General features: G+C 62.7%; 23 protein-coding genes and 1 tRNA gene. 5 read left to right on the top strand and 19 right to left on the bottom strand.

Annotation, left to right across the window (positions count from 1 at the left end):
• Window positions 1–5: 5 nt before the first annotated feature.
• Both ACREP4_RS09180 and ACREP4_RS09175 read right to left on the bottom strand, forming a co-directional pair.
• Entirely contained in the window at window positions 6–1,058 is a 1,053-nt protein-coding gene (locus ACREP4_RS09180; protein WP_431595879.1) for an HDOD domain-containing protein, read from the bottom strand.
• 106 nt (window positions 1,059–1,164) lie between these two features.
• Window positions 1,165–1,455: a hypothetical protein gene (locus ACREP4_RS09175; protein ID WP_431595878.1), complete on the bottom strand. Its 291-nt coding sequence runs from the start codon at window positions 1,453–1,455 to the stop codon at window positions 1,165–1,167.
• 127 nt (window positions 1,456–1,582) lie between these two features.
• On the opposite strand from ACREP4_RS09175, the gene ACREP4_RS09170 reads away from it, so the two are divergent.
• Entirely contained in the window at window positions 1,583–2,374 is a 792-nt protein-coding gene (locus ACREP4_RS09170; protein WP_431595877.1) for a prolyl oligopeptidase family serine peptidase, read from the top strand.
• A gap of 138 nt (window positions 2,375–2,512) precedes the next feature.
• Here the strand turns inward: ACREP4_RS09170 and ACREP4_RS09165 are convergent, their stop codons facing one another.
• Entirely contained in the window at window positions 2,513–3,148 is a 636-nt protein-coding gene (locus ACREP4_RS09165) for a LysE/ArgO family amino acid transporter (RefSeq protein ID WP_431595876.1), read from the bottom strand.
• 131 nt (window positions 3,149–3,279) lie between these two features.
• Between ACREP4_RS09165 and ACREP4_RS09160 the strand changes: the two genes are divergently transcribed.
• Together ACREP4_RS09160 and phaZ7 are read left to right on the top strand one after the other, a co-directional pair.
• On the top strand, window positions 3,280–4,185 hold the full coding sequence (locus ACREP4_RS09160) for a LysR family transcriptional regulator ArgP (protein ID WP_431595875.1): 906 nt from the start codon (window positions 3,280–3,282) through the stop codon (window positions 4,183–4,185).
• A gap of 108 nt (window positions 4,186–4,293) precedes the next feature.
• Window positions 4,294–5,433: an extracellular native short-chain-length polyhydroxyalkanoate depolymerase PhaZ7 gene (phaZ7, locus tag ACREP4_RS09155; protein ID WP_431595874.1), complete on the top strand. Its 1,140-nt coding sequence runs from the start codon at window positions 4,294–4,296 to the stop codon at window positions 5,431–5,433.
• A 9-nt stretch (window positions 5,434–5,442) separates the two neighbouring features.
• Here the strand turns inward: phaZ7 and ACREP4_RS09150 are convergent, their stop codons facing one another.
• Window positions 5,443–6,195: a transporter gene (locus ACREP4_RS09150; protein WP_431595873.1), complete on the bottom strand. Its 753-nt coding sequence runs from the start codon at window positions 6,193–6,195 to the stop codon at window positions 5,443–5,445.
• 89 nt (window positions 6,196–6,284) lie between these two features.
• Window positions 6,285–7,208 (bottom strand): M14 family metallopeptidase, encoded by a 924-nt coding sequence (locus ACREP4_RS09145; RefSeq protein WP_431595872.1) that lies wholly within the window; start codon window positions 7,206–7,208, stop codon window positions 6,285–6,287.
• Window positions 7,209–7,405: 197 nt separating this feature from the next.
• Between ACREP4_RS09145 and ACREP4_RS09140 the strand changes: the two genes are divergently transcribed.
• Window positions 7,406–7,777 (top strand): glycine zipper 2TM domain-containing protein, encoded by a 372-nt coding sequence (locus ACREP4_RS09140; protein ID WP_431595871.1) that lies wholly within the window; start codon window positions 7,406–7,408, stop codon window positions 7,775–7,777.
• Window positions 7,778–7,845: 68 nt separating this feature from the next.
• On the opposite strand, the gene ACREP4_RS09135 is transcribed toward ACREP4_RS09140, so the two are convergent.
• The 11 genes from ACREP4_RS09135 to murJ all read right to left on the bottom strand — a co-directional run bounded on the left by ACREP4_RS09135 (window position 7,846) and on the right by murJ (window position 20,670).
• Window positions 7,846–8,730 carry an acyltransferase gene (locus tag ACREP4_RS09135; RefSeq protein WP_431595870.1) on the bottom strand — a complete coding sequence of 295 codons (885 nt, stop codon included), beginning with the start codon at window positions 8,728–8,730 and terminating at the stop codon, window positions 7,846–7,848.
• 245 nt (window positions 8,731–8,975) lie between these two features.
• Complete coding sequence (cyoD, locus tag ACREP4_RS09130) at window positions 8,976–9,314, bottom strand: cytochrome o ubiquinol oxidase subunit IV (protein WP_431595869.1); 339 nt, start codon at window positions 9,312–9,314, stop codon at window positions 8,976–8,978.
• Complete coding sequence (gene cyoC / locus ACREP4_RS09125) at window positions 9,314–9,928, bottom strand: cytochrome o ubiquinol oxidase subunit III (protein WP_431596153.1); 615 nt, start codon at window positions 9,926–9,928, stop codon at window positions 9,314–9,316. Before cyoC ends, cyoD begins: the two co-directional genes overlap by 1 nt.
• A gap of 17 nt (window positions 9,929–9,945) precedes the next feature.
• The gene (gene cyoB, locus ACREP4_RS09120; RefSeq protein WP_431595868.1) at window positions 9,946–11,943 is read right to left on the bottom strand and encodes a cytochrome o ubiquinol oxidase subunit I; all 1,998 of its coding nucleotides are present in this window, start codon (window positions 11,941–11,943) and stop codon (window positions 9,946–9,948) included.
• A 2-nt stretch (window positions 11,944–11,945) separates the two neighbouring features.
• A complete protein-coding gene (gene cyoA, locus ACREP4_RS09115) occupies window positions 11,946–13,049 on the bottom strand; it encodes a ubiquinol oxidase subunit II (RefSeq protein ID WP_431595867.1) in 1,104 nt (367 codons plus the stop codon).
• A 274-nt stretch (window positions 13,050–13,323) separates the two neighbouring features.
• Window positions 13,324–13,399 (bottom strand) — tRNA-Thr (locus ACREP4_RS09110).
• Window positions 13,400–13,571: 172 nt separating this feature from the next.
• Window positions 13,572–14,522, bottom strand: coding sequence for a 4-hydroxy-3-methylbut-2-enyl diphosphate reductase (ispH, locus tag ACREP4_RS09105; RefSeq protein ID WP_431595866.1), 951 nt, complete (start codon window positions 14,520–14,522; stop codon window positions 13,572–13,574).
• A gap of 53 nt (window positions 14,523–14,575) precedes the next feature.
• Window positions 14,576–15,082 carry a signal peptidase II gene (lspA, locus tag ACREP4_RS09100; protein WP_431595865.1) on the bottom strand — a complete coding sequence of 169 codons (507 nt, stop codon included), beginning with the start codon at window positions 15,080–15,082 and terminating at the stop codon, window positions 14,576–14,578.
• Window positions 15,083–15,170: 88 nt separating this feature from the next.
• The gene (gene ileS / locus ACREP4_RS09095; RefSeq protein ID WP_431595864.1) at window positions 15,171–18,002 is read right to left on the bottom strand and encodes an isoleucine--tRNA ligase; all 2,832 of its coding nucleotides are present in this window, start codon (window positions 18,000–18,002) and stop codon (window positions 15,171–15,173) included.
• A 6-nt stretch (window positions 18,003–18,008) separates the two neighbouring features.
• The gene (locus tag ACREP4_RS09090) at window positions 18,009–19,001 is read right to left on the bottom strand and encodes a bifunctional riboflavin kinase/FAD synthetase (RefSeq protein ID WP_431595863.1); all 993 of its coding nucleotides are present in this window, start codon (window positions 18,999–19,001) and stop codon (window positions 18,009–18,011) included.
• Window positions 19,002–19,065: 64 nt separating this feature from the next.
• Window positions 19,066–20,670 (bottom strand): murein biosynthesis integral membrane protein MurJ, encoded by a 1,605-nt coding sequence (gene murJ / locus ACREP4_RS09085; protein ID WP_431596152.1) that lies wholly within the window; start codon window positions 20,668–20,670, stop codon window positions 19,066–19,068.
• Window positions 20,671–20,785: 115 nt separating this feature from the next.
• On the opposite strand from murJ, the gene rpsT reads away from it, so the two are divergent.
• Window positions 20,786–21,055 (top strand): 30S ribosomal protein S20, encoded by a 270-nt coding sequence (gene rpsT / locus ACREP4_RS09080; protein WP_057629708.1) that lies wholly within the window; start codon window positions 20,786–20,788, stop codon window positions 21,053–21,055.
• A 473-nt stretch (window positions 21,056–21,528) separates the two neighbouring features.
• On the opposite strand, the gene obgE is transcribed toward rpsT, so the two are convergent.
• The 3 genes from obgE to rplU all read right to left on the bottom strand — a co-directional run bounded on the left by obgE (window position 21,529) and on the right by rplU (window position 23,358).
• Window positions 21,529–22,587: a GTPase ObgE gene (gene obgE, locus ACREP4_RS09075; protein WP_431595862.1), complete on the bottom strand. Its 1,059-nt coding sequence runs from the start codon at window positions 22,585–22,587 to the stop codon at window positions 21,529–21,531.
• A gap of 184 nt (window positions 22,588–22,771) precedes the next feature.
• The gene (gene rpmA / locus ACREP4_RS09070) at window positions 22,772–23,032 is read right to left on the bottom strand and encodes a 50S ribosomal protein L27 (protein WP_431595861.1); all 261 of its coding nucleotides are present in this window, start codon (window positions 23,030–23,032) and stop codon (window positions 22,772–22,774) included.
• A 17-nt stretch (window positions 23,033–23,049) separates the two neighbouring features.
• Window positions 23,050–23,358, bottom strand: coding sequence for a 50S ribosomal protein L21 (rplU, locus tag ACREP4_RS09065; RefSeq protein ID WP_431595860.1), 309 nt, complete (start codon window positions 23,356–23,358; stop codon window positions 23,050–23,052).
• Window positions 23,359–23,630: the final 272 nt, after the last annotated feature.

Below are 23,630 nucleotides of genomic sequence, written 5' to 3'. Positions count from 1 at the left end.
GGCGCTTAGTTTTTGTCGTCCGGCGTCTGCCGGTTCACCCGTTTCCACAGCCACACCACGACGTGCGGCGGCAGCTCGCTCGCCAACGCTGCCAGCGCTTGGTCTTCCTGCATGCGGCCGCCGGCATGCAGCATCGCCGCACTGGCCGCCAAGCGACCCACCTGCAGCGAACGCGCCAAGCCGGTCGCCGCGTTGCCATCCACATCGCGCAGCGCCTGCACGATGGGCGCCGCCAGTTTCCAATGCTCGGCGATGCGCACCGCGGTTGGGCCGGTGCAGCGTTCCAGTGCCTCCAACAAGGTGCCCGGCTCGCGCGCGCGCAGCGGCGAACGTGCCAGCACGTCGGCGGTGGCCTGCATCACCATCGCGCCGCTCAAGCCCAGCAACAGCCCCGCCAACTGCGCGGCAAAGCCGTCTTCCTGCTCCATGCTGCGCGCGTGATCGGCAGCGGCCAGCGACAACACCAGCGTGTAATCCCACAACTGCCGCGCGAACACCGCATCGTCGCCGCTGGCGGCCTGCATCACCGGCTGCACCAGTGCCGCCGAGATGATCTGGCGGATGCCGTCGTTGCCGATCAAGGTCACCGCGCGTTCGATGCTCTGCACATCCTGCCGCTGCAGCCGGTACAGCGGACTGTTGGCGATGCGCAGCAAGGTCGCAGCAAGTACCGCGTCGCTGCCGATGATGCGCGCGATCGAGCGGGACGATGCGGCACTGTCATTGACGCTCTGTATCAGCTGCGGTAACAGGTTCGGGCGGCGCGGCGTATAGCGCGAGGACAAGTCCGCGCGCCCCAGGGTGATGATCACGTCTTCCACCACCGCCCGCTGCACGCGCAACGGCGCGTCATCGACTACCGCCAGCGCGTGCAACAAGAACCGCCGCTGCAGGTCGCCTGCCGCCACCGGCGCAATGGCAACCGGCGTGTCGGATTCGGCCGGCGTTGAATCGCGCACCCCGCGCACTGGTGCCGCCGTCTGCACACGACCGCGCAGCCAGAACCAGGCGATACCGCCCACGATCACTGCCGCCAGGATTGCCGAAAGGATCACCATGCCGAAAGTCGAAAAGCCTCATGCAAACCGGTGCAAACCTTATCGACAGACGCGTCGGATTCTTCAGCCATGCGACAGCGAGTGGTGTTGAGCGTCGCGTCCCGCATTACAGCTCCACCTGCTCCAGACGAATCCCCATCGGCCCGAGCAGCGATCCATCCGGGTTGACGCTGAACACCACCGGCGCGCCTTCCGAACCTGGCACGCGCACCGTCACCGTGTCGCCTTCGCGCACATAGTCAGCCTGCTGCACTTGCCCCATCGCCGACACCGTGGCTTTGCCATCGGCCTCGAACGTATAGCGCAGCAACTGCGCCGAATCGCTGTAGGTGCCGCGCGGGCCTTGGCTGCAGGCAGCCAGCAGCAGGACCAGCGTGGCGATCAGCAATTTCCTCATGCGGGCATCTTCCTGAAAGTGCTGCCGTGGCAGCGAAGGCATTGGCCGGCAATTCTGGCATATCGCCATCTGCACGCGACCTTGGCTGGGTTAGGCTGCGGCCACCGCCCTGACGTGATTACCCGCCATGCGACGCAAGCTGATGCTGATTTTTCTACTGTCCGTGTTGGCGGGCTGCGCCAGCAGCTCCACCCTGCCCGGCAATGCGGGCGGTCAGTTCGTCACGCGCGAGCTGGAGTTTGAAGGCCGCCAGTTCCGCTATCAGGTCTTTGTGCCGGCCGCGCAGGTGCCACACCCGCTGCCGGTGCTGCTGTTCCTGCACGGCTCCGGTGAACGCGGCGAGGACGGCATCAAGCCCACGCAGGCCGGCGTCGGCCCGTGGATCAGCCAGCACATGGACAGTTTCCCGGGGCTGGCGGTGTTCCCGCAGGTGCCCGACGAAGAAGAGTGGCGCGGCCGCAACGCGCGCATGGCGCTGGCAGCGCTGGATGCGGCCAACGCAGAGTTCGACACCGACCCGGCGCGCATCTATCTCAGCGGTATTTCCATGGGCGGCTACGGCACCTGGGAGTTGGCACTGAGCCGGCCAACCCAGTTCGCAGCGGTGGTGCCGATCTGCGGCGCACTGCTGGCCCCGCGCGCGGAACGTACCGGCTTGATCGTGGACCAAGTCGCCGGCCTCGCCGATCCCTACACGGCAGTCGCCTCGCGCCTGCATGGCGTGCCGGTCTGGATGTTCCATGGCGCGCTCGATGCGCTGGTGCTCCCGCACGATGACCGCGCCATCGCACAGGCCAGCGACAAGCTGCAGGCCGGCTTTCGCTACACCGAGTATCCGGACACCCAGCACAACGCTTGGGACCCGACCTATCGCAACCCCGCCATGTGGGAATGGATGTTCGCCCAGCGGCGCAGGTAGTCACACGGCGATTCATCGGCCGAATCAGGCCTGCGCGCCCTCGCACGCGTTGAAGCACCCAACACCGGATAGCAGAAGGGCGACCCTGCAGCCTGCAGGATCGCCCTCTATTTGCCGGTTGCCGCGTGGCACTGCGGCTCAGCCGACGCCGCGCAATGCCAGGGTCAAGGCCAGCACGCTCAGGATCACCGCGATGGTGCCGTCGAGGACGCGCCAGGTGGACTGTTTGGTGAACAACGGCGCCAGCAGGCGTGCACCCAAGCCCTGCGCGGTCAACCAGACGCCGCTTGCGGTGATCACACCGGCCGCGAAGGCCATGCGCGACTCGCCGAAATTGTCGGCAATCGAGCCGATCACCATCATGTCCAGCCAGAAGTGCGGATTGATGATCGAGAAACCCGCCGCCGCCAGCAACGCGGTACGCAGCGACTGCTCGGCGTTGTCGTCCAGCTGCATGCCTCCACCGCCCAGCATCGCCCGCCGTGCCGACAGCACCGCGTAGCAGCTCAGGAACGCCACGCCGCCCCACAGCAGCACGGTGGTCAGCCACGGCATCTGGTCGGTGAGCGTGCGCAGCCCGGTCACGCTGGCCAGGATGAAGATCCCGTCGATGGCAAAGCAGGTGGCAATGATCGGAATGACGTGCTGGCGCATGATGCCTTGCCGCAGGATGAACGCACTCTGCGCACCGACGATGGCGAACAGGCCGATACCGATACCGGCACCACTGAGCCAGGCACTACCGGCGGCCTGCGCGGAAATAACGGAAAACATGGGGAACTGCCTTTACTTGGGGGAGGGCCGGCGGGAGCAACCACCGCAGCGACCGGATGCGGCAATTGTCGCAGCGCAACATCGAAAAGTAGAGCTAAACTTCGTTAACCATCTTTAGCGAAACTTAATTCATGCGCATTGACCACTCGCAACTGCGGGCGCTGGCCGCCGTGATCCGCGAAGGCAGCTTCGAGCGCGCGGCGCAGTCGCTGAATGTCACGGCCTCGGCCATCTCGCAGCGGATCAAGGCGCTGGAGGACCGCGTCGGCAAATTGCTGGTCAAGCGCAGCATCCCCACCGAAGCCACGCTGGAAGGCCAGGTGCTGGTGCAGTTGGCCGAGCAGACCGCCCTGCTGGAGCGGGACGCATTCGAGCGCATCGGCATCTCCGACGCCGAGCTGCCCCGCGCCAGCATCCCGGTGGCGGTCAACCACGACAGCATGGAAACCTGGTTCCCCGAGGCGGTGCAACGCTTCTCGCAGACCACCAGCACCACGCTGGACCTGCACACCGAAGACCAGGACCACACCGTCGCCCTGCTGCGCCAGGGCGCGGTATTGGGCGCGGTGACCACCCTGTCCGAGCCCGTGCAGGGCTGCCAGATCCATGCGCTGGGCAGCATCCGCTACGCCGCCACCTGCACTCCGGAATTTCACGCACGCTACTTCGCCAAGGGCGTGAACGCCCAAACGTTGGCGCAGGCACCGGTGCTGGTGTTCAACCGCAAGGACGACATGCAGGCCCGCTACGCGCGCCGTCTGGCCGGTATCGAGCAACCACTGCAGGCCGCCACCTGGTGGATTCCCTCCACCCGCGCCTTCGTTCACGCCAACCTCGGCGGGCTGGGCTGGACCATGAATCCACTGCCGCTGGTGCACCGCCATCTGGAAAGCGGCCGTTTGGTCTACGTCAAAGCCCGCGCTTGGGAAGACGTGCCGCTGTACTGGCAGCACTGGAAGGGCGAGGTCAAAACCATGGCCTTGCTGACCCGCGCCATCCTGCAGGCCTCAACCATGCTGGTGCGCAGCCGCAAGTGACGCGCCAGCGATGCTGCGCTGCAAGTTTCCCCAAAGGACACTGCCGGCCCGCTACCTGCAGCCCGATGCTGGGGTGATCCAACAGGGTCACCCAACCGGAGCTGCCGCATGTCGATCACCCGATCCCTTCCCGTCATCGCGTCGTGGCTGCTCGGCACCGTCGCCGCGCCGCTGACCCTCGCCGCCGCGCTGTTGGCACCGGGCAACGCCAGCGCGCTGGATTGCGGCAGCAACAATGGCTACACCTGCGCCGGCACCGCCAATCAATATGCCGGCGGTTTCAACCCGGGCGTCGGTCAGGGCGGCTTTGGTGGTGGCAGCTGCATCGCAACGAAAACACCGGTGGTATTCATCCCCGGCAACGGCGACAGCGCCATCAGCTTCGACATGCCGGCGGGCGCGGTCAGCGGTTACACCACACCGCCGCGCTCGATCTATGCCGAACTCAAAGCCGCCGGCTACAACGATTGCGAGCTGTTCGGTATCACCTACCTCAGCGCCAGCGAACGCGCGGCGCCTCAGTACAACTACCACTCGCCGTCCCGCTATCAAGTCCTCAAAACCTTCATCGACAAGGTGAAGGCGTACACCGGCAAAAGCCAGGTGGATCTGGTGACACATTCGCTGGGTTCAACGATGGCGCTGGCGATGATCAAGTACCACGGCAATCAGAGCAGCGTGCGCCGCTTCGTCAACATTGCCGGCGGGCTGCGCGGACTGCAGACCTGTCGCAGCACCGGCTATCAATCGACCTTGGCGACCACCTGCAATGCCGAGGCCTATGTCTTCCCATATGACTACTACACATTCGGCCTGTACCCGAGCACCGGCGTGGCCTACTACGGCTACAACCGCTGGACCGGCAGTGGCAGCGGCAGCCTGCGCAGCTTCCCGGCGACGTACACCGGCATCCGCTTCTATACGATCACCGCCGGCCTGCGCGATCAGGTGCATTGCTTCACCACCAGCTACAGCAGCGGCTGCAGCGACGGCGCGCTGTTCAACAGCGCGGCCAATGTCTACGCACAGGTGGATGTCGGCGCAGGCAGCAGTGCCTACAGCTTCGACTGGGACTGGAGCGATGGCGGTCCGTACAACTTCGGCGGCGGTGACACCAGCAATGGCGTCGGCCACTTCCGCTCGAAGAACAACGCCGGTGTGATCGTGCGCAACATGCTCAACAGCGACTGCACCAGCAACTGTGGCGCTGGTTACAGCGGCGTGTATGGCCCAGTGGTCAACCGCTGAGCAATCGATTCAATCGAAGTACAACGCCATACCCACGCCGCCTTGCCAGTCGATGGTTTCATCATCCAGACCACGCAGGAACGACGCATCCAGCTGCAGGCGCGGCGTGGCCATCCAGGTCATGCCGGCACCGGCCGCACGCATGTACTGCGCGCCGGTGCCATAACCGCCTTCGACATAGGCCGACACGTTCTCGCCCAGCGGAAACCCATAGCTGGGTGAGAACAACCAACCACTGCCGCTGTCGCCCCATTGCCGATCCGCATACAACGCCAGACTGGTATCGCCGGGCAATGCCCAGGCAGCGGTAACGCCAAGATCGTAGTCATTGCCGCCATCACCCAACGGTGCGCGGCCCCACGGCAGCGTTGCACCGCCTTTAAACGCCAGCGAGAGCTGATCGCCCCGCATTGCCGGCGCCCACTTCACCGCGATGCTGCCATCACCGCCACCCGTGTCGCGCGCATCGATACCCGCACCGCGCACGCGCAGGCCACTCCAGGTGTCGGCACCGAACTGGACTTCGATGGTTTCAGACAAGCCCAGACGCAGCAGCGTATCGGCCGTCCATGCGGTAGTGGTGATGCCATCGCTGCGGTCGCGACTGCCATCCGGCAAGCCCTGCTCCCAGACGAAGACCCCCTTCCCCACCGTGCTGGTAGAAAAGCCGATGCCGGGGCGATCGTACTCCGGTGCCTCACCGGCCCATGCATTCATGCTGGCCACCGCCAGGATCAGGAACATCATCAATCGTCGTTTCATGCGGTGATGCTCACATGCGGGCGTGCGGTGGTGGTGTGAAGTTGGGGGCGCTGTTCCGCTTTTGCGCCTCAACCAATCAACAATCACCCTCAGCCATTACTCAACGCAAACTCCAGCGCGCCAATAATCGCTGCTACCTGCGCATCATTACACTGCTCCGACGTCGCACTCGGGCTGTCCGGGTACACCTCGGTGGTGGTGGTATAACGCGCGCCACTGACGCTGGCACACAGCCCCAGTGCCGTGAGCGGGTATTCAATTACGCCCGGTGCCACCACCGGCGAACCGATGATCTCGCCGCGCGAATCTGCCGGTGCGATATGCGTGACCTTGGCCACCTCGGCATTGACCGCCTGTTGAAACGCCCGCTGCCGGTTCTCGCTATCGTCCACCAGATAGAAACCGTCCGGAATTTCACCCGGCTCGAACGGCTTGCCATCGCGCGCAGCAAGCGCCGGGCGGAATTCGGTCTCATCCGTGTCGGTGGTTTCATGAAGATCAATATGCATCACGATCTGGCCCTTCAACGGTGCTACCAGCGCCATCAACGCGGCCGATTCCGGCGCAGGGCTGTTGGTCACGAACGAGCGGTTCGGGTCCAACGCCAATGCATTCCAGCGCTGCACGCGCTCATAGCCCCACGGGCTGACGCAAGGCACGACCAGCAGATTGCACTTGCCCGCATAATCGGCCGCATGTTGGTCGATGAACTGCAGCGCGCCCTGCACGCCACTGGTTTCATAACCATGCACGCCGCCAGTGACCAGCATCACCGGCAAGCTGTCGTTCCAGTTGCGGCTACGCACCGCCAACAACGGATAGCGGCCACTCGGATAGTCCAGTTCGCCATACTGCGACACGTCAAAACGCGCACGCAGTGCATCAATCCTGGCGACCACTTCATCGGCATGACTGCGCTGCACCACCTGGCGTTCCAACCACTGCGCACGCTCCGGCGCACCCCACGGCTGGCCCGGCGTACCCACCGGATAGAAAGCGGCAACAGTGTTCATGCAATACCTCGTTGAAGATGACGGTCAGGCGCGCACTCTACACCCAAGCCACCGACACATTCAGCTGCAGCGGCCCGCGCAGATGAACCGCACTTCAACTCGCCAACCCCACTTTCACTTCATGTTTTGCCGCACGCACGCAGGCTTGTTGCGTGAGACTCCAGGTCCACGACATCAACACGCACAAGGAGCAGATCATGCGCACTTTCCACACCAAACTTGCGACTACGCTTGTCGGACTGGGAATGCTGTTCGCCGCCAGTGCCCAGGCCCAAACCTACGGCCCGCGCGATGAAGGCCGCCGCTTCAATGACGGCAGCCGCGTGGAATGCCGCAAGGTTGAAGTGGTCAACAACGCCCGCGACCAGAACCGCATTGCCGGCACCGCCACCGGCGCGGTGATCGGCGGCCTGCTCGGCAACCAGGTCGGCAAGGGCAACGGCCGCAAGCTCGCCACTGCCGCAGGTGCCGTGGCCGGTGGCATGGTCGGCCGCAATGTGCAGGGCCGCAACCAGGAACGTAACGGCCAGCGCGCCGTCGAAACCCGTTGCGAACGCGTTTACCGTTGACCCGCGCCAGGCTGAAAAACACAAAGGCCCCATTCGGGGCCTTTGTTGTTTCACCGCTGCGGCAAACCTCAGGCTTTGCCTTCCAGCATCGCTGCGATGTCGGCGTCCTTCTGCAACCACATGCTGTTCATCCATTGCTGGAACTGCGCACGATAGCTGCGGTCATCCTGATAGTTGCCGCCCATCAATTCAGCAGGAATCGGCAGCTTGCGCACCAGCACCTTCACTTCAGGCAGACGGTTGGCCATCAGATCGATCATCGACGGGATGCCCTTCGGGTAGACGATGGTCACGTCCAGCAATGCATGCAAGCCCTTGCCCATCGCATCGAGCACAAACGCCACACCGCCGGACTTGGGCTTGAGCAGGTACTTGAACGGCGAACTCTGACCGTCATGTTTTTCCTGGGTGAAGCGCGTGCCCTCGACAAAATTCATCACCGCCACCGGCATGCTGCTGAACTTCTCGCAGGCCTTGCGGGTGACTTCCATATCACGGCGCCCCAACTCGGGGTTCTTGACGATCTGCTTGCGCGTATAGCGGCCCATGAACGGGAAATCCAAGGCCCACCACGCCAGTCCCAACATTGGCACCCAGAACAGCGAGCGCTTCAAGAAGAAGCGCAGCAGCGGGATGCGGCGGTTGAACACTTTCTGCAGCACCAGAATGTCCACCCAACTCTGGTGATTGGCCAGCACCAGATAGTGGCCATCGCGATCCAGACCTTCCAGCCCACGGACATCGAAACGGGTGCGGGTAAACAGCCGGATCATGCCGCTGTTCACGCCGATCCAGCTTTCCGCCAAACCGGTCAGCAGCGGATTGCAGGCCCGGCGCACCGCCTGGAACGGCAGCACCGCCTTGACCAGTGCCACGACGAACAGCGGCAGGCAATGCACCACCGTGTTGAGGGCAATCAGCGGCAGAAGCAGAGCGACACGCAACCACACCATAGGAATACCGGGGACTAGTCCGAAAGACGGACAGGGTAGCAAAGAGCGGCAGGGAGTGAGCCGGAGTGAGACAGCCGCGAATCCGCAAACAGCACCGTTCCGTCGGGCCGGCAAAGCGTCGCCCACTTGGACGCACCGGCATCACCCGGTCAGCGCTTACGCCCTCTTCGACACCGACTCACGGATGCCCACGAAAAAGGCCACCTTGCGGCGGCCTCTTTCTACTGCGGTGACGAACTGATCGCTCAGCCCATCATGTGGTAGTTCATGTTCCACATGACCCACAGCGTGCCCAGCACGATGATGCCGATCACCACCAGGGTGAACAGGCCGGCGCTGACGTTCCAGCGCTGTGCCGAGGAGCGATCCAGGTGCAGGAAGAACACCAGGTGCACCAGCAACTGCAGGATACCGGCGACCACGATCACCGCACCGGTGGCAAAGCTGGACAGACCGCCGCTCATCACCACCCAGAACGGGATGATGGTGAGCACCGCTGCCAGCACAAAGCCAACCAGGTAAGACTTGACGCTGCCGTGGCTCTCGCCACCGGCACCGTGTGCATGATTGTCATGTGCGGACATTACATAGCTCCCGACAGGTAGACGACAGAGAACACGCCAATCCAGACCAGATCCAGGAAGTGCCAGAACAGGCTCAGGCACGCCATGCGGGTCTTGTTGCGCGGAGTCAGGCCGTCGTTCTTCAGCTGGATAAGCATCACCAGCAACCACAACATGCCGGCGCTGACGTGCAGACCGTGGGTACCGACCAGGGCGAAGAACGCCGACAGGAAGGCACTCTTGTCCGGGCCGTGCCCCTGATGGATCAGGTGGTTGAACTCCCAGATTTCCATCGCCATGAAGCCGGCACCCAGCAACCAGGTAACGGCCAGCCAGAAGAACATCAGGCCCTTCTTGGACTGGTGCAGGGCAATCATGCCCAGGCCGAAGGTCAGCGAGGACACCAGCAGCAGCGCGGTTTCCCATGCCACGAAGGACAGGTCAAACAAGTCCTTCGCCGCCGGGCCACCGTTGGTGCCGCCGGACAGCACCACGTAGGTGACGAACAGGGTGGCGAAGATGAGCAGATCGCTCATCAGGTACACCCAGAAGCCGAAGACGGTGTTCTCGCCGGCGTCGTGATGCTCGTGATGATCGTCCCCATGGTCGGCCGCGTGGGCCGACCCGTGGGTCATCGTGTGGGCGTTGCTGCTCATGCCTTCACCTCGGTCTTCACCAGGCCCTGGGCAACCAGGTGCTTGCGGTGTTCGTTTTCGATACGTTCCACTTCAGCCGCCGGCACCCAGTAATCCACGTCCTTGTCAAAGGTACGGTAGATGAAGGTACCGATCATGCCGGCCAGGCCAATGAGGGCGAACACCCACATGTGCCAGACCATCGCAAAACCCAGCACCAGGCTGAAGGCGCCGATGACAACACCGGTACCGGTGTTGCGCGGCATGTGGATGTCGCTGTACTTGGCCGGCTTGACCCAGGCTTCGCCACGCTGCTTGCGCTGCCAGAAGTCGTCCAGTTCCTCGCCCTTCGGCAGGACGGCGAAGTTGTAGAACTGCACCGGAGAAGCGGTTTCCCACTCCAGGGTACGGGCATCCCACGGATCGCCGGTCAGGTCGGCATTCTTCTTGCGGTCGCGGATCGACACGGCGATCTGGATCACCTGGCACAGGATGCCCAGGGCGATGATCGCAGCACCGATGGCGGCAACGATGAAGAACGGCTGGTATTCCATGTTCGGGTAGCTCTGCAGGCGACGCGTTGCGCCCATGAAACCCAGTGCATACAGCGGCATGAAGGCCACATAGAAGCCGATGAACCAGCCCCAGAACGCGCGCTTGCCCCAGGTTTCATCCAGCTTGAAGCCGAACATCTTCGGCCACCAGTAGGTGATACCGGCAAACATGCCGAACACCACGCCGCCGATGATGACGTTGTGGAAGTGTGCAATCAGGAACAGCGAGTTATGCAACACGAAGTCGATGGCCGGGATCGCCAACATCACGCCGGTCATGCCGCCGATGGTGAAGGTGACCATGAAGCCGATCGTCCACAACACCGGCGAGGTGAAGTGCACGCGGCCGCGGTACATCGTGAACAACCAGTTGAAGATCTTCACGCCGGTCGGGATCGAGATGATCATCGTCGTGATGCCGAAGAAGGCATTGACGTTGGCACCCGAGCCCATGGTGAAGAAGTGGTGCAGCCACACCAGGAACGACAGCACACCGATCGCACAGGTGGCATAGACCATGCCCTTGTAGCCGAACAGCGTCTTGCGCGAGAACGTGGCGATGACTTCAGAGAACACGCCAAACGCCGGCAGCACCAGAATATAGACTTCCGGGTGACCCCAGATCCAGATCAGGTTGATGTACAGCATGGCGTTGCCGCCACCGTCGTTGGTGAAGAAATGCGTGCCCAGGTAACGGTCCAGGGTCAGCAGCACCAGGGTGATCGTCAGCACCGGGAAGGCGGCGATGATCAGCACGTTGGTGACCAGTGCGGTCCAGCTGAACACCGGCATCTTCATCAGCGGCATACCCGGGGTACGCATCTTGAGGATGGTGATGAAGAAGTTGATGCCGCTCAGCGTGGTGCCCAGGCCTGCAACCTGCAGCGCCCAGATGTAGTAATCCATACCGACGCTTGGGCTGTACTCCAACCCGGACAACGGCGGGAACGCCAGCCAGCCGGTCGCGGCGAATTCACCGATCCACAGCGAGATCATCATCAGGCCTGCGCCTGCGACAAACAGCCAGAAGCTCAGTGAGTTCAGGAACGGATAGGCAACGTCGCGTGCGCCGATCTGCAGCGGCACCACCAGGTTCATCAAACCGGTGATCAGCGGCATGGCCACGAAGAAGATCATGATCACGCCGTGCGCGGTGAAGATCTGATCGTAGTGATGCGGCGGCAGATAGCCTTCCGCACCACCGGCGGCGAGCGCCTGCTGGGCACGCATCATGATCGCGTCGGAGAAGCCGCGCAGCAGCATCACGAACGCCACGATCAGGTACATCGCGCCGATCTTCTTGTGGTCCACCGAGGTGAACCACTCTTTCCACAGGTAGCCCCACAGCTTGAACTTGGTGATGGCCGCAACAATGGCCAGACCACCGAGCATCGCGCCGATCAGCGTGGTGAGCACGATCGGATCGTGCGGCAGTGAATCAAGAGAGAGTTTTCCAAGCATCGTCATTCTCCCGAGGGGCCGTGGCCGGCATGTGCGGCTTCGGCTGGCTCGTTTGCATTGTGACCGTCGTGGCCAGCGGCCTCGGCGGCGGCAGGAGCGGTAGCGGCGTCATGACCTTCGTGACCCATGGCCTCGTGGTTCATGGCCTCATGGTCCATCGCTTCGTGATTCATCGGCTCGGCTTGCTTCGCACCGTGGCCCATGGCCTCGTGCGACATCGCCTTGTCGTGCTTCATGCCGAAGTGTTTGCTCTCGCCCATGTGCTTGGCCATGATCGCGTCGAACAGACCGGCCTCGGTGCTGCCGTAGTAGGTCACCGGGTAATAGTCGTGGTTCCTCTCGGCAGCCAGTTCGGCAAAGGACTTCTGGTCCAGCACCTTCGCATCGCCGCGCACCTTGGCCAACCACGCCTGGTACTCGTCATTGCTCACTGCATGCGCCATGAAGTGCATCTTGCTGAAGCCGGCGCCGCTGTAATGCGACGAAAGGCCTTCATAGCTGCCTGCTTCGTTGGCGATCAGATGCAGCTTGGTTTCCATGCCGGCCATCGAGTAGATCATGCTGCCCAGATGCGGAATGAAGAACGCATTCATCACCGTATCGGCAGTGAGCTTGAAGTTCAGCGGCGTATCGACCGGGAAGGTCAGCTCGTTGACCACGGCGATGTTCTCTTCCGGGTAGACGAACAGCCACTTCCAATCCAGCGAGATCGCTTCGATCTGCACCGGCTTGGCATCGGATACCAACGGCTTGTACGGATCAAGGGCGTGCGAGGAGCGCCAGGTCAGCACTGCCAGCACCAGAATGATCATGCACGGGATCGACCAGACCACCACTTCAATGGCGGTGGAGTGCGACCAGTTGGGTTCATAACGGGCCTTGGTGTTGGATGCGCGATAACGCCACGCGAACAGCAGTGTCATCACGATCACCGGGATGACGACCAGCAGCATCAGCACCGTGCAGGTGATCAGCAGCGTGAGTTCGTCCCGGGCGATCTGGCCTTTGGGGTCAAACAAGGCCCAGTCGCAGCCCGTCATCATGACGGCCATAGCGACAATAAGGCCCGGGCGCAGCATGCGCCCAAGGGTTTTCAACGGAATCATCGGTCGATCCAATTGCGAGGGAGTACCTGACCCGGCCGCCCATGCGCGCTAACGCGGACGCCCGCCCGGAGGTTGCCACCGGGGGAACGCGTGCAGGGGGTGCCGAATCTCAGCAGCGCAATTTTAGGCCTTCACGCAACACTTAAGATAGGCATTGACAATGATTTCGCGCAGTAAAGCCGCCTTCCAGCGTGCGACATGTTGTCGCACTGCGCGCGCATTCTCGCGCCCGGAAAAGCAGAAAGCCGACTGCAAGCAGTCGGCTTTCTGTTACTGGTGCCGGAAATAGGAATCGAACCTACGACCTACGCATTACGAATGCGCCGCTCTACCAACTGAGCTATTCCGGCGAGCCGCGAATTGTAGGCGAGTCAGAACCGGAAGGTCAATGCACTTCGCGCGGAATCGTCATCTGGCTGCCTGAATGAACGCACAGATGGTGCCATCAGCGGCGCCATCCACCTCAACATCGTCGTAATGGCCCCGCTCAAAAGTCATCCCCATGTAGCTTGGACTGACCGCTCAGTCCACCAGCGTCAGGCGCAATTCCTTGGGCAGCGCGAACACCATCGACTCGGGCTCGCCATCCAATTCCGACAGGCCGTCGGCGCCCAGCTCGCGCAGACGCGCGATGACGCCATCCACCAGCACCTGCGGTGCGGAGGCACCAGCGGTGAGGCCGATGTGCTGCTTGCCAACCACCCATTCGGGTTTGATTTCGTGGGCGCCGTCGATCAGATACGACTCCACGCCTTCACGGCTGGCCAGTTCGGCCAAACGATTGGAATTTGAGCTGTTCGGCGAACCGACCACCAACACCAGGTCGCAACGCTGTGCGAGGTCGCGTACGGCGTCCTGGCGGTTCTGCGTCGCGTAGCAGATGTCGTCGTTCTTCGGGCCCTGCACCATCGGGAAGTGTTCACGCAGCGCCTGAATCACCGCGCGCGTGTCATCCACCGACAGCGTGGTCTGGGTGGTGTAGGCGAAGTTTTCGGGCTGACTGACCTGCAGCGCGGCCACGTCTTCCACGCTTTCGACCAGATAGATGTGGCCCTTGCCCTTCTCGCGGCTCCACTGACCCATCGTGCCTTCCACTTCCGGGTGACCCTCATGGCCGATCAGCACCACGTCGCGGCCAGCACGGCAGTGGCGCGCCACTTCCAGATGCACCTTGGTCACCAGCGGGCAGGTCGCGTCGAACACTTTCAGACCACGGCGATCCGCTTCGACGCGCACCGCCTGCGAGACGCCATGTGCGCTGAAGATGACCGTATTGCCGTCCGGTACTTCGTCCAGTTCTTCGACAAAGATGGCACCGCGCGCTTTCAGGTCATCGACCACGAAACGGTTATGCACCACTTCATGGCGCACGTAGATCGGCGCGCCCAGCGTCTCGATCGCACGTTTGACGATCTCGATGGCGCGGTCGACACCGGCGCAGAAACCACGGGGATTGGCGAGCAGTACGTCCATCAGTCAGGCAGTCCAGCCGGCCTCAGCCGGTCATGCAGAAACAGGTAAAGGGATTATCCGGCCTTTTTGCCGGACTTGCCGTCAAACAGGCCAAACACCGCGATGCCGATGGCACCGGCGACAATGGCCGCGTCGGCCAGGTTGAACGACGGCCAGAAATGGTCACCCACATACCACTGGATGAAGTCCACCACGTGACCGTGCACTTGACGGTCGATGACGTTGCCGATGGCCCCGCCGATCACCAGCGCGTACGGCAGCGCGGCGCGCCAATTCGCACGCGTGGTCTGCGACAGCCAGTAGGCCATCAAGCCGCTGATCGCCACCGCCAGAGCGGTGAAGAACCACAGCTGCCAGCCGCCCGCGTCGCTGAGGAAGCTGAACGCCGCGCCGGTGTTGTAGGTGCGGTACCAGTTCCAGAAACCATCAATCACCGGCACCGGGGTGAACTCGGGCAGGCTCGCCAGCACCCACGCCTTGCTCCACTGGTCCAGGCCAATCACCACCACCGACAGCAGCAGCCAGATCAAGGCATTGGGTTTAGCTGATTTTTCTTGCATGAAATACGCCTGTACTAAGCCGCGACAGAGTGAACGGGAACGAAGGTGTTGCCACTCCTCGTTCCCCACCACTCACGGATACTGCTCGTCAGAACCAGCGACGTTCTTCGCCAGCGCCGTCAATATTGGTCACGCAGCGACCACACAGTTCCGGATGCGCTGCCACCGAGCCCACATCGGCGCGGTAATGCCAGCAACGCACGCACTTGGACTTCTCGGTCGGCTGCGCGCTGACAAACACCTCGTCGGTGGTCGCCGGTCGCACGCTCACATCGCCACTGATGAACAGGAAGCGCATTTCCTCGGCCAGTGGCTGCCAGCGTGCGGCCTGCTCTTCGTTCGCAGCGACGGTGATCTCCGCTTCCAGCGCCGCACCGATAGCACCATTGGCACGCATCGGCTCCAGCACCTTGGACACCTGCTCACGCAGCGCCAACAGCTGCTCGAAATCAGCCGCATTGAGCTGTGCATCGGCCGGCAGCGGGGCCAAACCTTCGTACCAGGTGGTGAACAGCACGTTGTCGGCACGCTTGCCCGGCAGGTAGCCCCACAGTTCTTCGGCGGTGAAGGTCAGGATCGGCGCCACCCAGCGCACGAACGCTTCGGCGATGTGGAACATCGCGCTCTGCGCCGAACGACGGCCGCGCGAATCTTCGCGCATCGTGTACAGACGATCCTTGGTCACATCCAGATACAACGAACCCAGATCGACGCTGCAGAAGTTCAGCAGCAACTGCACGATCTCGGCCATGTTGTAGTTGGCGTAGGCCGCCTTGATTTTTTCCTGCAGCTCGAACGCGCGGTGCACGATCCACGCATCCAGCGCGACCATGTCCTGCAGCGGCAGCAGGTGCTGGTCCGGATCGAAACCATCCAGATTACCCAGCAGGAAGCGCGCGGTGTTGCGCAGACGGCGATAGGCGTCAGCATTGCGCTTGAGGATCTCCTGCGACAGCGACATTTCATTGCTGTAGTCGGCCGAGGCAATCCACAGGCGCAGGATGTCCGCGCCCAGCTTGTTCATGATGTCCTGCGGCTCGATGCCGTTGCCCAGCGACTTGGACATCTTGCGGCCGTGCTCGTCCACGGTGAAACCGTGGGTCAGGCACTGCTTGTATGGCGCCACCTTGTCGATGGCCACGCCGGTCAGCAGCGAGGACTGGAACCAGCCGCGATGCTGATCCGAACCTTCCAGATACAGGTCAGCCGGCTTGCCGAAACCACGCGCAAGCAGCACGCCTTCATGGGTGACGCCGGAGTCGAACCACACATCGAGAATGTCGGTGACTTTTTCGTACTGCGCGGCTTCATCGCCCAGCAGTTCGGCAGCGTCCAGCGAATACCAGACGTCGATGCCGCCCTGCTCCACGCGGTCGGCTACCTGCTGCATCAACTCGACGCTGCGCGGATGCGGCTCGCCGGTTTCGCGATGCGTGAACAGTGCAATCGGCACACCCCAGGTGCGCTGACGGCTGATGCACCAATCCGGGCGGCCATCCACCATGCTGCCGATACGCGCCTTGCCCCAGCTCGGGAACCAGCCTACGTTTTCGATGGCCGCCATTGCGTCATTGCGCAGGTTGGCTTTGTCCATCGAGATGAACCACTGCGGCGTCGCGCGGAACACCACCGGCGTGCGGTGACGCCAGCAATGCGGGTAGCTGTGCTGGATTTCAAAGAAGGCCAGCAGCGCACCGGAAGCACGCAGCACATCGACGATCAGCGGCTGTGCTTTCCACAGATGCTGGCCCGCCAGTTCCACATCGCCGGCAGCCGGCGTTGACGCCAGGTACACGCCACGGCCGTCGACCGGATTGATCTGTCCGGCGTTGTAGTTGTCCATCAGCCCGTACTGCTGGCTGACCGCGAAATCCTCCTGACCGTGGCCAGGCGCGGTATGCACCGCACCGGTACCGTCGGCATCGGAAACGTGGTCGCCGTTGAGCAGCGGGATGTCGCGGTTGGCATAGAACGGGTGCGCCAGCAGCTGGTTTTCCAGCGCCGAACCCTTGGCATGGCCATGCACGACCACGGCATTCACGCCGTAGCGCGACAGCGAACGCTCAGCCAACGCCGACGCCAGCACCAGCCAGCGCGGCTGACCGTTGTGGGCCGGACCTTCAACCAGCGCGTACTCGATCTCCGCACCCAGCGACACCGCCAGCGAGGCCGGCAGCGTCCACGGCGTGGTGGTCCAGATCGGCACCGCCACTTCCACACCGGCGGGCAGCGTCACGCCGAAGCTGGCGGCCAGCGCCTTGGAATCGCGCGCGGCATAGGCCACGTCGATGGCCGGCGAGGTCTTGTCCTGATACTCGATTTCCGCTTCGGCCAGGGCCGAGCCGCAATCGAAGCACCAATGCACCGGCTTGGCGCCACGCACCAGGTGACCGTTGGCGACGACCTTGGCCAGCGCGCGGATTTCATTGGCCTCGAAGTCGAAGCTCAGCGTCTTGTACGGGTTCTCCCAATCGCCAATCACACCCAGGCGCTTGAAATCGCGTCGCTGGATGTCGATCTGCTCTTCGGCATATTCACGACACTTCTGGCGGAACTGCTCGGCATCCAGCTTGACACCGACCTTGCCCCACTTCTTCTCAACCGCGATCTCGATCGGCAGGCCGTGGCAATCCCAACCCGGCACGTAAGGCGCATCGAAGCCGTCGAGGTAACGCGACTTGACGATGATGTCCTTGAGGATTTTGTTGACCGCATGGCCCAGGTGGATCTGGCCGTTGGCATAGGGCGGGCCGTCGTGCAGCACGAACAGCGGGCGGCCCTTCGCGTTCTCGCGAAGCTGCGCGTAAATGCCCTGCTCTTCCCAATGCGCCAGGATGCCCGGCTCACGCTTGGGCAGATCGCCGCGCATCGGGAATTCCGTTGCCGGCAGGTGGAGAGTGGCTTTGTAGTCTTGGGTCACGGGCATTTACCGTTGTGCGGCTTCTGTTGAGGAGTCCGCACACAAAGGTGCGGCCTGTTGCGAGGGTCTCGCATGCTCGCCAAGGATGCGGCGCGCCTGTTCGGCGTCGCGGTGCATCTGCTCGGTCAATGCAGGTAGATCGTTGAACTTTTCTTCATCGCGCAGCTTGGCGACAAATTCGACTTCGATATGACGGCCGTAAAGGTCGCCCTGGAAATCGAACAGATGCGCCTCCAGCAGCGGCTCCACGCCCTGCACGGTTGGGCGCGTACCAAAGCTGGACACCGACGGCCATGGCTGCTCGAAAACCCCGTGCACCCACGTCGCGTAGATACCAGAAAGTGCGGGTGTTTTAGGAAAACGCAAGTTGGCGGTCGGGAAACCCAGGGTGCGCCCCAGTTGCTGACCACGCACTACGCGGCCACCAATGGCATACGGCCGCCCCAGCAGGTCACCGGCATGGGCGAAGTTGCCCTCCAGCAGCAACTCGCGAATGCGGGTGCTGGAAATGCGTTCGCCATTCAGGTGCACCGGCTCGATCTCGCCAGCCACAAAGCCCAACTCCGCGCCCATGGCCCGCAGCAGCGCGATATCGCCGCCACGGCGGTTGCCGAAGTGGAACTTGGGGCCGATCCAGACTTCGCGCGCGCCCAGCCGGCGAACCAGCATGTCGCGCACGAAATCCTCGGCACTGGTCGCGGCCATCTTGCCGTCAAAACGCAGCAGGCCAACGCTGTCCACGCCCAGCTCACGCAAAGTGGCGACCTTGTCGCGGGCCAACATCAAGCGTGGCGGCGGGTTGTCCTTGGCAAAGAACTCGCGCGGCAGCGGCTCAAATGCCAGCGCTACCACCGGAACCCCAAGCGCGCGGGCGCGCTCAACCGCGTGGCGCACCAGCGCCCGGTGGCCCAGATGCAGGCCGTCGAAAGCACCGATGCAGACCACGCTTCCCTGCGGGAACAACACCCCGCCTTCGACGTCTCTAAAAAGCCTGCTCATTCCATCCGGATCCGGCCATACGGGCCGGTTCTGTCGTGTGTAGCCCGGAAGTATAGCGGTCGCCTCAATGCCCGCGCAGGTCGCGGGGGCGGAAACCCATGGCCACCATCGCCAGCAGATAGGCCAGGCCACCGCTGCCAACCAACAGCGCCAGGCTGCCGATCCGGTGCCACTTGTCCATCCCGGTGAAGCCCGGCAACCAGTACAGCAGCGCCGCCAGCACGGCCACCATCACCACACAGGCCAGCGCCAACCGCACCATGTAGGCGCTCCAGCCCGGCCGACGCTGGTAGACGCCGGTCTTGCCCAGCCAGTACCAGAGCAAGCCCAGGTTCAGATAACTGGACAGGGCGCTCGCAATACCCAGCGCCAGATGCAGGCCCGGCTGCTTGGACAGCGCCACCATCACACCCTGCGCCTTGAGCGACTCCGGCACCATCACGTGGTACAGCACCGCCAGCAAGGCGAAGTTGAAGACCATGTTGGCCACCAGTGCAACCAGACCGGCACGCACCGGCGTGCGCGTGTCCTGGCGCGAATAGAACGCCGGCAGCAGCACTTTCAGCAGCGCAAACGCCGGCAGGCCGAAGCTCAGGCCATAGACCGCCAGCGCGGTCATCTGGGTATCGAACGCCGTGAACTTCTTGTACTGGAACAACGTGGCGATCAACGGCTCAGCCAACAGCAGCAGGCCCAGCATGGCCGGCACTGCGATCAGCAGCGTCGTGCGCAGCCCCCAGTCCAGCGCATTGGAAAATCCTTCGCCATCGGTCTTGACGTGATGCCGCGCCAACGCCGGCAGAATCACCGTTCCCAGCGCCACGCCGAATACGCCCAGCGGCAGCTCCAAAAACCGGTCGGCCAGCGACAGCCAGGACTGCGAGCCATCGGTGAGGTTCGCGGCAATCACCGTATCCAGCAGCAGGTTGATCTGCGCCACCGACGAACCGAACAGAGTCGGCACCATCAAGGTCAGCACCTTGCGCACATCCGGGTGATTCCAGCCCCAGCGCGGCAACGTCAGCAGATTGATGCCCTTCAGCGCGGGCAACTGGAACAGCAACTGCAGCAGGCCGGCAGCCAGCACCGCCCAACCCAACGCCAGGATCTGCTTTTCGGGTGTCCCACCCAGGCGCGGCGCCAGCCACAGTGCGCCGGCAATCATGCAGAGATTGAGGATCACCGGCGTCAGCGCCGGCATCGCGAACTTCTGGAAGCTGTTCAGCGCACCACCGGCCAGTGCGGTCAGCGAGACGAACAGCAGGAACGGGAAGGTCAGCCTGAACAGATCGACCAACAACCCCTGCTTGCCGGGGTCCGCTGCAGGCGCGCTGGCAAACAGCGAGGCCAGCTGCGGCGCAAAGATCAGCGCCAGCGCCGTCACCAGCAGCAGCACACCGCCCAGCGTGCCGGAGATGCGCGCCATCAATTCGCGCAGATCCGCGTGCGGGCGGGTCTCCTTCACCTCCGTGAACACCGGCACGAACGCGGTCGCGAACGAACCCTCTGCGAACAGACGGCGCAGGAAGTTGGGGACACGGAACGCCACCCAGAACGCATCCGTGATCGCATTGCTGCCAAAGGTGGTGGTGATGACCTGGTCACGAACCAGCCCCAACACCCGGGAAATCATTGTCATGCTGCTGAACGACAGCAGCCCCCGCAGCATGCGCGGTGAACTCACTTATATTCCCCTTGACAACTCGACTTGACGTTCATTTGGTCTGCCATCATACTTGCGTGCTTGCTGTTCCCACCACACCGATTTTCAGGAAACCACCACCGTGGCCAATATCAAGTCCGCCAAGAAGCGCGCCAAGCAGACCGTTGTGCGCAACGCGCGCAACACGGCTCAGCGTTCGATGCTGCGCACCGCCGTCAAGAAGGTGATCAAGGCTCTGGATGCCAACGACGCCGCCGGCGCCGAGGCAGCCTTCGCTGTCGCCCAGCCGATTCTCGATCGTTTCAGCGCCCGTGGCCTGATTCACAAGAACAAGGCTGCGCGCCACAAGAGCCGCCTGACCGCTCGCATCAAGGCCATCAAGGCTGCTTGATTCGCGCGTTCAGCGGGAGCCGCAAGGCTCGCGACATGAAAAGCCCGACCTAGTGTCGGGTTTTTTGTTGGGCGATTGCCAGGGAAGCGAGATGCGCCTCTTCCGCTCGCGGAAGAAGACATCCAGGAACGGAAAGGGCTTTTGGCTTTTGGCTTTTGGCTTTTGGCTTTTGGCTTTTGGGCTTTGGCTTTGGCCCGGGCTCAGACTTGGGCCCTGACTTTCCCTTCTCCCGCCTGCGGGAGAAGGTGCCCGAAGGGCGGATGAGGGGAGCTTTTAGCTTTACTGGCTCTTTAGCGCCCTCACCCCAACCCCTCTCCCGCAAGCGGGAGAGGGGCTCAAAATCAAAATCCAAATCCAAATCCAAAGCCAAAGCCCAAAGCCCGAAGCCCGAAGCAAAACCAAAGCCTGAAGCCTGAACAAAAAAACCCGGCCTTGGCCGGGTTTTCCATAGACATCAACCGCCAGCGAAAACCTTATTCGCCGAGCGCGTGACGCTCTTCCGCTTCAAGAATCTTCTGCTGATCAAAGAAGGCCATGATGTCCTTCATGATCGGCCAGGTGCCTTCACGACCCAACGCCGACACCAGGTACCACGGCTCCTTCCAGCCCAGCTCCTTGATCACCTGCTCGGCCGCAACCTTGGCTTCGTCCTCGAACATCAGGTCAGCCTTGTTGAGCACCAGCCAGCGCGGCTTCTTCAGCAATTCCGGATCGTGCTTGCCCAGCTCGCGCTCGATGGCACGCACCTGCTCAATCGGCGAAATGCCCTCCACACCACCTTCCATCGGCGAGATGTCCACGAGGTGCAACAGCAAACGCGTGCGCTGCAGGTGGCGCAGGAACTGCGCACCCAGGCCAGCACCGTCGGCAGCACCTTCGATCAGGCCGGGAATGTCAGCGATCACGAAGCTGCGGTAATTCTCAACCTTCACCACACCCAGGTTCGGATACAACGTGGTGAACGGGTAATCCGCCACCTTCGGCGTCGCCGCCGAGACCGCACGAATCAAGGTGCTCTTGCCAGCATTCGGGAAACCCAGCAGGCCGACGTCAGCCAGCAGCTTCAACTCCAGCTTGAGCAGGCGCTCTTCGCCCTCCTCGCCCGGCAGCGCCTGACGCGGCGCGCGGTTGGTGGAGCTCTTGAAGTGCATGTTGCCCAGGCCGCCCTTGCCACCCTTGGCCACCAGCAGGCGATCGCCATGAACCGTCATGTCGCCAATGACCTCATCGGTGGCGACGTTGATTACCACGGTGCCGACCGGCACGGTGATGATCAGGTCTTCGCCGCCCTTGCCATAGGCCTGACGGCCCATGCCGTTCTCGCCACGCTGCGCATTGAAAATGCGGTCATGGCGGAAGTCGACCAATGTATTCAGGTTTGCGTCGGCGCGGATCCACACGCTGCCGCCATCGCCGCCGTCGCCGCCGTCCGGGCCACCCAGCGGGATGAACTTCTCTCGGCGAAAGCCGATGCAGCCGTTACCGCCGTTGCCAGCGGTGACCTGGATCTCCGCTTCGTCTACAAGTTTCATGATTCTGGTTGCCCACTGATGGCGGCAGGCGAACTGCCCGACCGCAAAGTCTAACTGCCCCGACCGTGCCAGGGAAAACAACGACGGAAACCGCCGATTTAATTCTGTCGCCAACGAAAAACCCCGCCTAAGCGGGGTTTTCGTCAGCTACCCACGCTGGGCGTGGGCACCTGCGTGTACGGAATCAACCTTCCGTAACAACGCTCACGGTGCGACGCTTGTTGGCGCCCTTCACCGAGAACTCAACCTTGCCATCGAGCAGCGCGAACAGGGTGTGATCGCGGCCGAGGCCAACGCCTGCGCCCGGGTGGAACTGGGTGCCGCGCTGACGCACGATGATGTTGCCAGCTTCGATGGCCTGGCCACCGAAGATCTTGACGCCCAAGTACTTCGGGTTGGAATCGCGACCGTTGCGCGAGGAGCCTACGCCCTTTTTATGTGCCATGACGGATTCTCCTGTGCTTAGCCGGCGATGCCGGTGATTTGAATTTCGGTGTAGTACTGACGGTGACCCTGACGCTTCATGTGGTGCTTACGGCGACGGAACTTGATGATCCGGACCTTGTCAGCACGGCCATGGGACACAACCGTTGCGGTGACCGAAGCGCCCTTCAGCGCGTCGCCCAGCTTGATGCCGTCGGAATCGCCGAGCATCAGGATGTTGTCAAACTTGATCTCGCTGCCGGCTTCGACGTCGAGCTTTTCAACGCGAAGGGTTTCACCCTGCGCGACGCGGTATTGCTTACCGCCAGTTACCAGTACTGCGTACATGACCAGACTTCCTCTGTAGTTATTGTGGTCGCCGTGCCCGCCATCGAGAGCGGACAGGAGCGGGATTTTAACGGCAGACCTCCGGCCGGGTCAAGTCACCCCCTACGGTAAAACCCGAGCCTGAACAATGACCTGCCTACAGACCGGCGCAGGTGTCACGGACTGGCAAAAGCGGCAATTGCCCCCAAATCACAAGGCCGCTAGGCTGCTTGATTGGCTGTCAGCTACGCCCCCCACATCTGCCACCGGCCTGCCGGTAGCGGTCAACACCG

The sequence above is a fragment of the Stenotrophomonas sp. genome (assembly GCF_050737575.1).
In the GTDB taxonomy this organism is placed as follows: domain Bacteria; phylum Pseudomonadota; class Gammaproteobacteria; order Xanthomonadales; family Xanthomonadaceae; genus Stenotrophomonas.
Note: the sequence above shows the minus strand (reverse complement) of the source record. Positions and strands in the feature narration are given on the sequence as shown.

Bases quoted from the DNA above. Each gene is read 5' to 3' on its own strand.
- ACREP4_RS09180 (WP_431595879.1), bottom strand. From the start codon at position 1,058: ATGGTGATCCTTTCGGCAATCCTGGCGGCAGTGATCGTGGGCGGTATC.
- ACREP4_RS09175 (WP_431595878.1), bottom strand. From the start codon at position 1,455: ATGAGGAAATTGCTGATCGCCACGCTGGTCCTGCTGCTGGCTGCCTGC.
- ACREP4_RS09170 (WP_431595877.1), top strand. From the start codon at position 1,583: ATGCGACGCAAGCTGATGCTGATTTTTCTACTGTCCGTGTTGGCGGGC.
- ACREP4_RS09165 (WP_431595876.1), bottom strand. From the start codon at position 3,148: ATGTTTTCCGTTATTTCCGCGCAGGCCGCCGGTAGTGCCTGGCTCAGT.
- ACREP4_RS09160 (WP_431595875.1), top strand. From the start codon at position 3,280: ATGCGCATTGACCACTCGCAACTGCGGGCGCTGGCCGCCGTGATCCGC.
- phaZ7 (WP_431595874.1), top strand. From the start codon at position 4,294: ATGTCGATCACCCGATCCCTTCCCGTCATCGCGTCGTGGCTGCTCGGC.
- ACREP4_RS09150 (WP_431595873.1), bottom strand. From the start codon at position 6,195: ATGAAACGACGATTGATGATGTTCCTGATCCTGGCGGTGGCCAGCATG.
- ACREP4_RS09145 (WP_431595872.1), bottom strand. From the start codon at position 7,208: ATGAACACTGTTGCCGCTTTCTATCCGGTGGGTACGCCGGGCCAGCCG.
- ACREP4_RS09140 (WP_431595871.1), top strand. From the start codon at position 7,406: ATGCGCACTTTCCACACCAAACTTGCGACTACGCTTGTCGGACTGGGA.
- ACREP4_RS09135 (WP_431595870.1), bottom strand. From the start codon at position 8,730: ATGGTGTGGTTGCGTGTCGCTCTGCTTCTGCCGCTGATTGCCCTCAAC.
- cyoD (WP_431595869.1), bottom strand. From the start codon at position 9,314: ATGTCCGCACATGACAATCATGCACACGGTGCCGGTGGCGAGAGCCAC.
- cyoC (WP_431596153.1), bottom strand. From the start codon at position 9,928: ATGACCCACGGGTCGGCCCACGCGGCCGACCATGGGGACGATCATCAC.
- cyoB (WP_431595868.1), bottom strand. From the start codon at position 11,943: ATGCTTGGAAAACTCTCTCTTGATTCACTGCCGCACGATCCGATCGTG.
- cyoA (WP_431595867.1), bottom strand. From the start codon at position 13,049: ATGATTCCGTTGAAAACCCTTGGGCGCATGCTGCGCCCGGGCCTTATT.
- ispH (WP_431595866.1), bottom strand. From the start codon at position 14,522: ATGGACGTACTGCTCGCCAATCCCCGTGGTTTCTGCGCCGGTGTCGAC.
- lspA (WP_431595865.1), bottom strand. From the start codon at position 15,082: ATGCAAGAAAAATCAGCTAAACCCAATGCCTTGATCTGGCTGCTGCTG.
- ACREP4_RS09090 (WP_431595863.1), bottom strand. From the start codon at position 19,001: ATGAGCAGGCTTTTTAGAGACGTCGAAGGCGGGGTGTTGTTCCCGCAG.
- murJ (WP_431596152.1), bottom strand. From the start codon at position 20,670: ATGCTGCGGGGGCTGCTGTCGTTCAGCAGCATGACAATGATTTCCCGG.
- obgE (WP_431595862.1), bottom strand. From the start codon at position 22,587: ATGAAACTTGTAGACGAAGCGGAGATCCAGGTCACCGCTGGCAACGGC.
- rpmA (WP_431595861.1), bottom strand. From the start codon at position 23,032: ATGGCACATAAAAAGGGCGTAGGCTCCTCGCGCAACGGTCGCGATTCC.
- rplU (WP_431595860.1), bottom strand. From the start codon at position 23,358: ATGTACGCAGTACTGGTAACTGGCGGTAAGCAATACCGCGTCGCGCAG.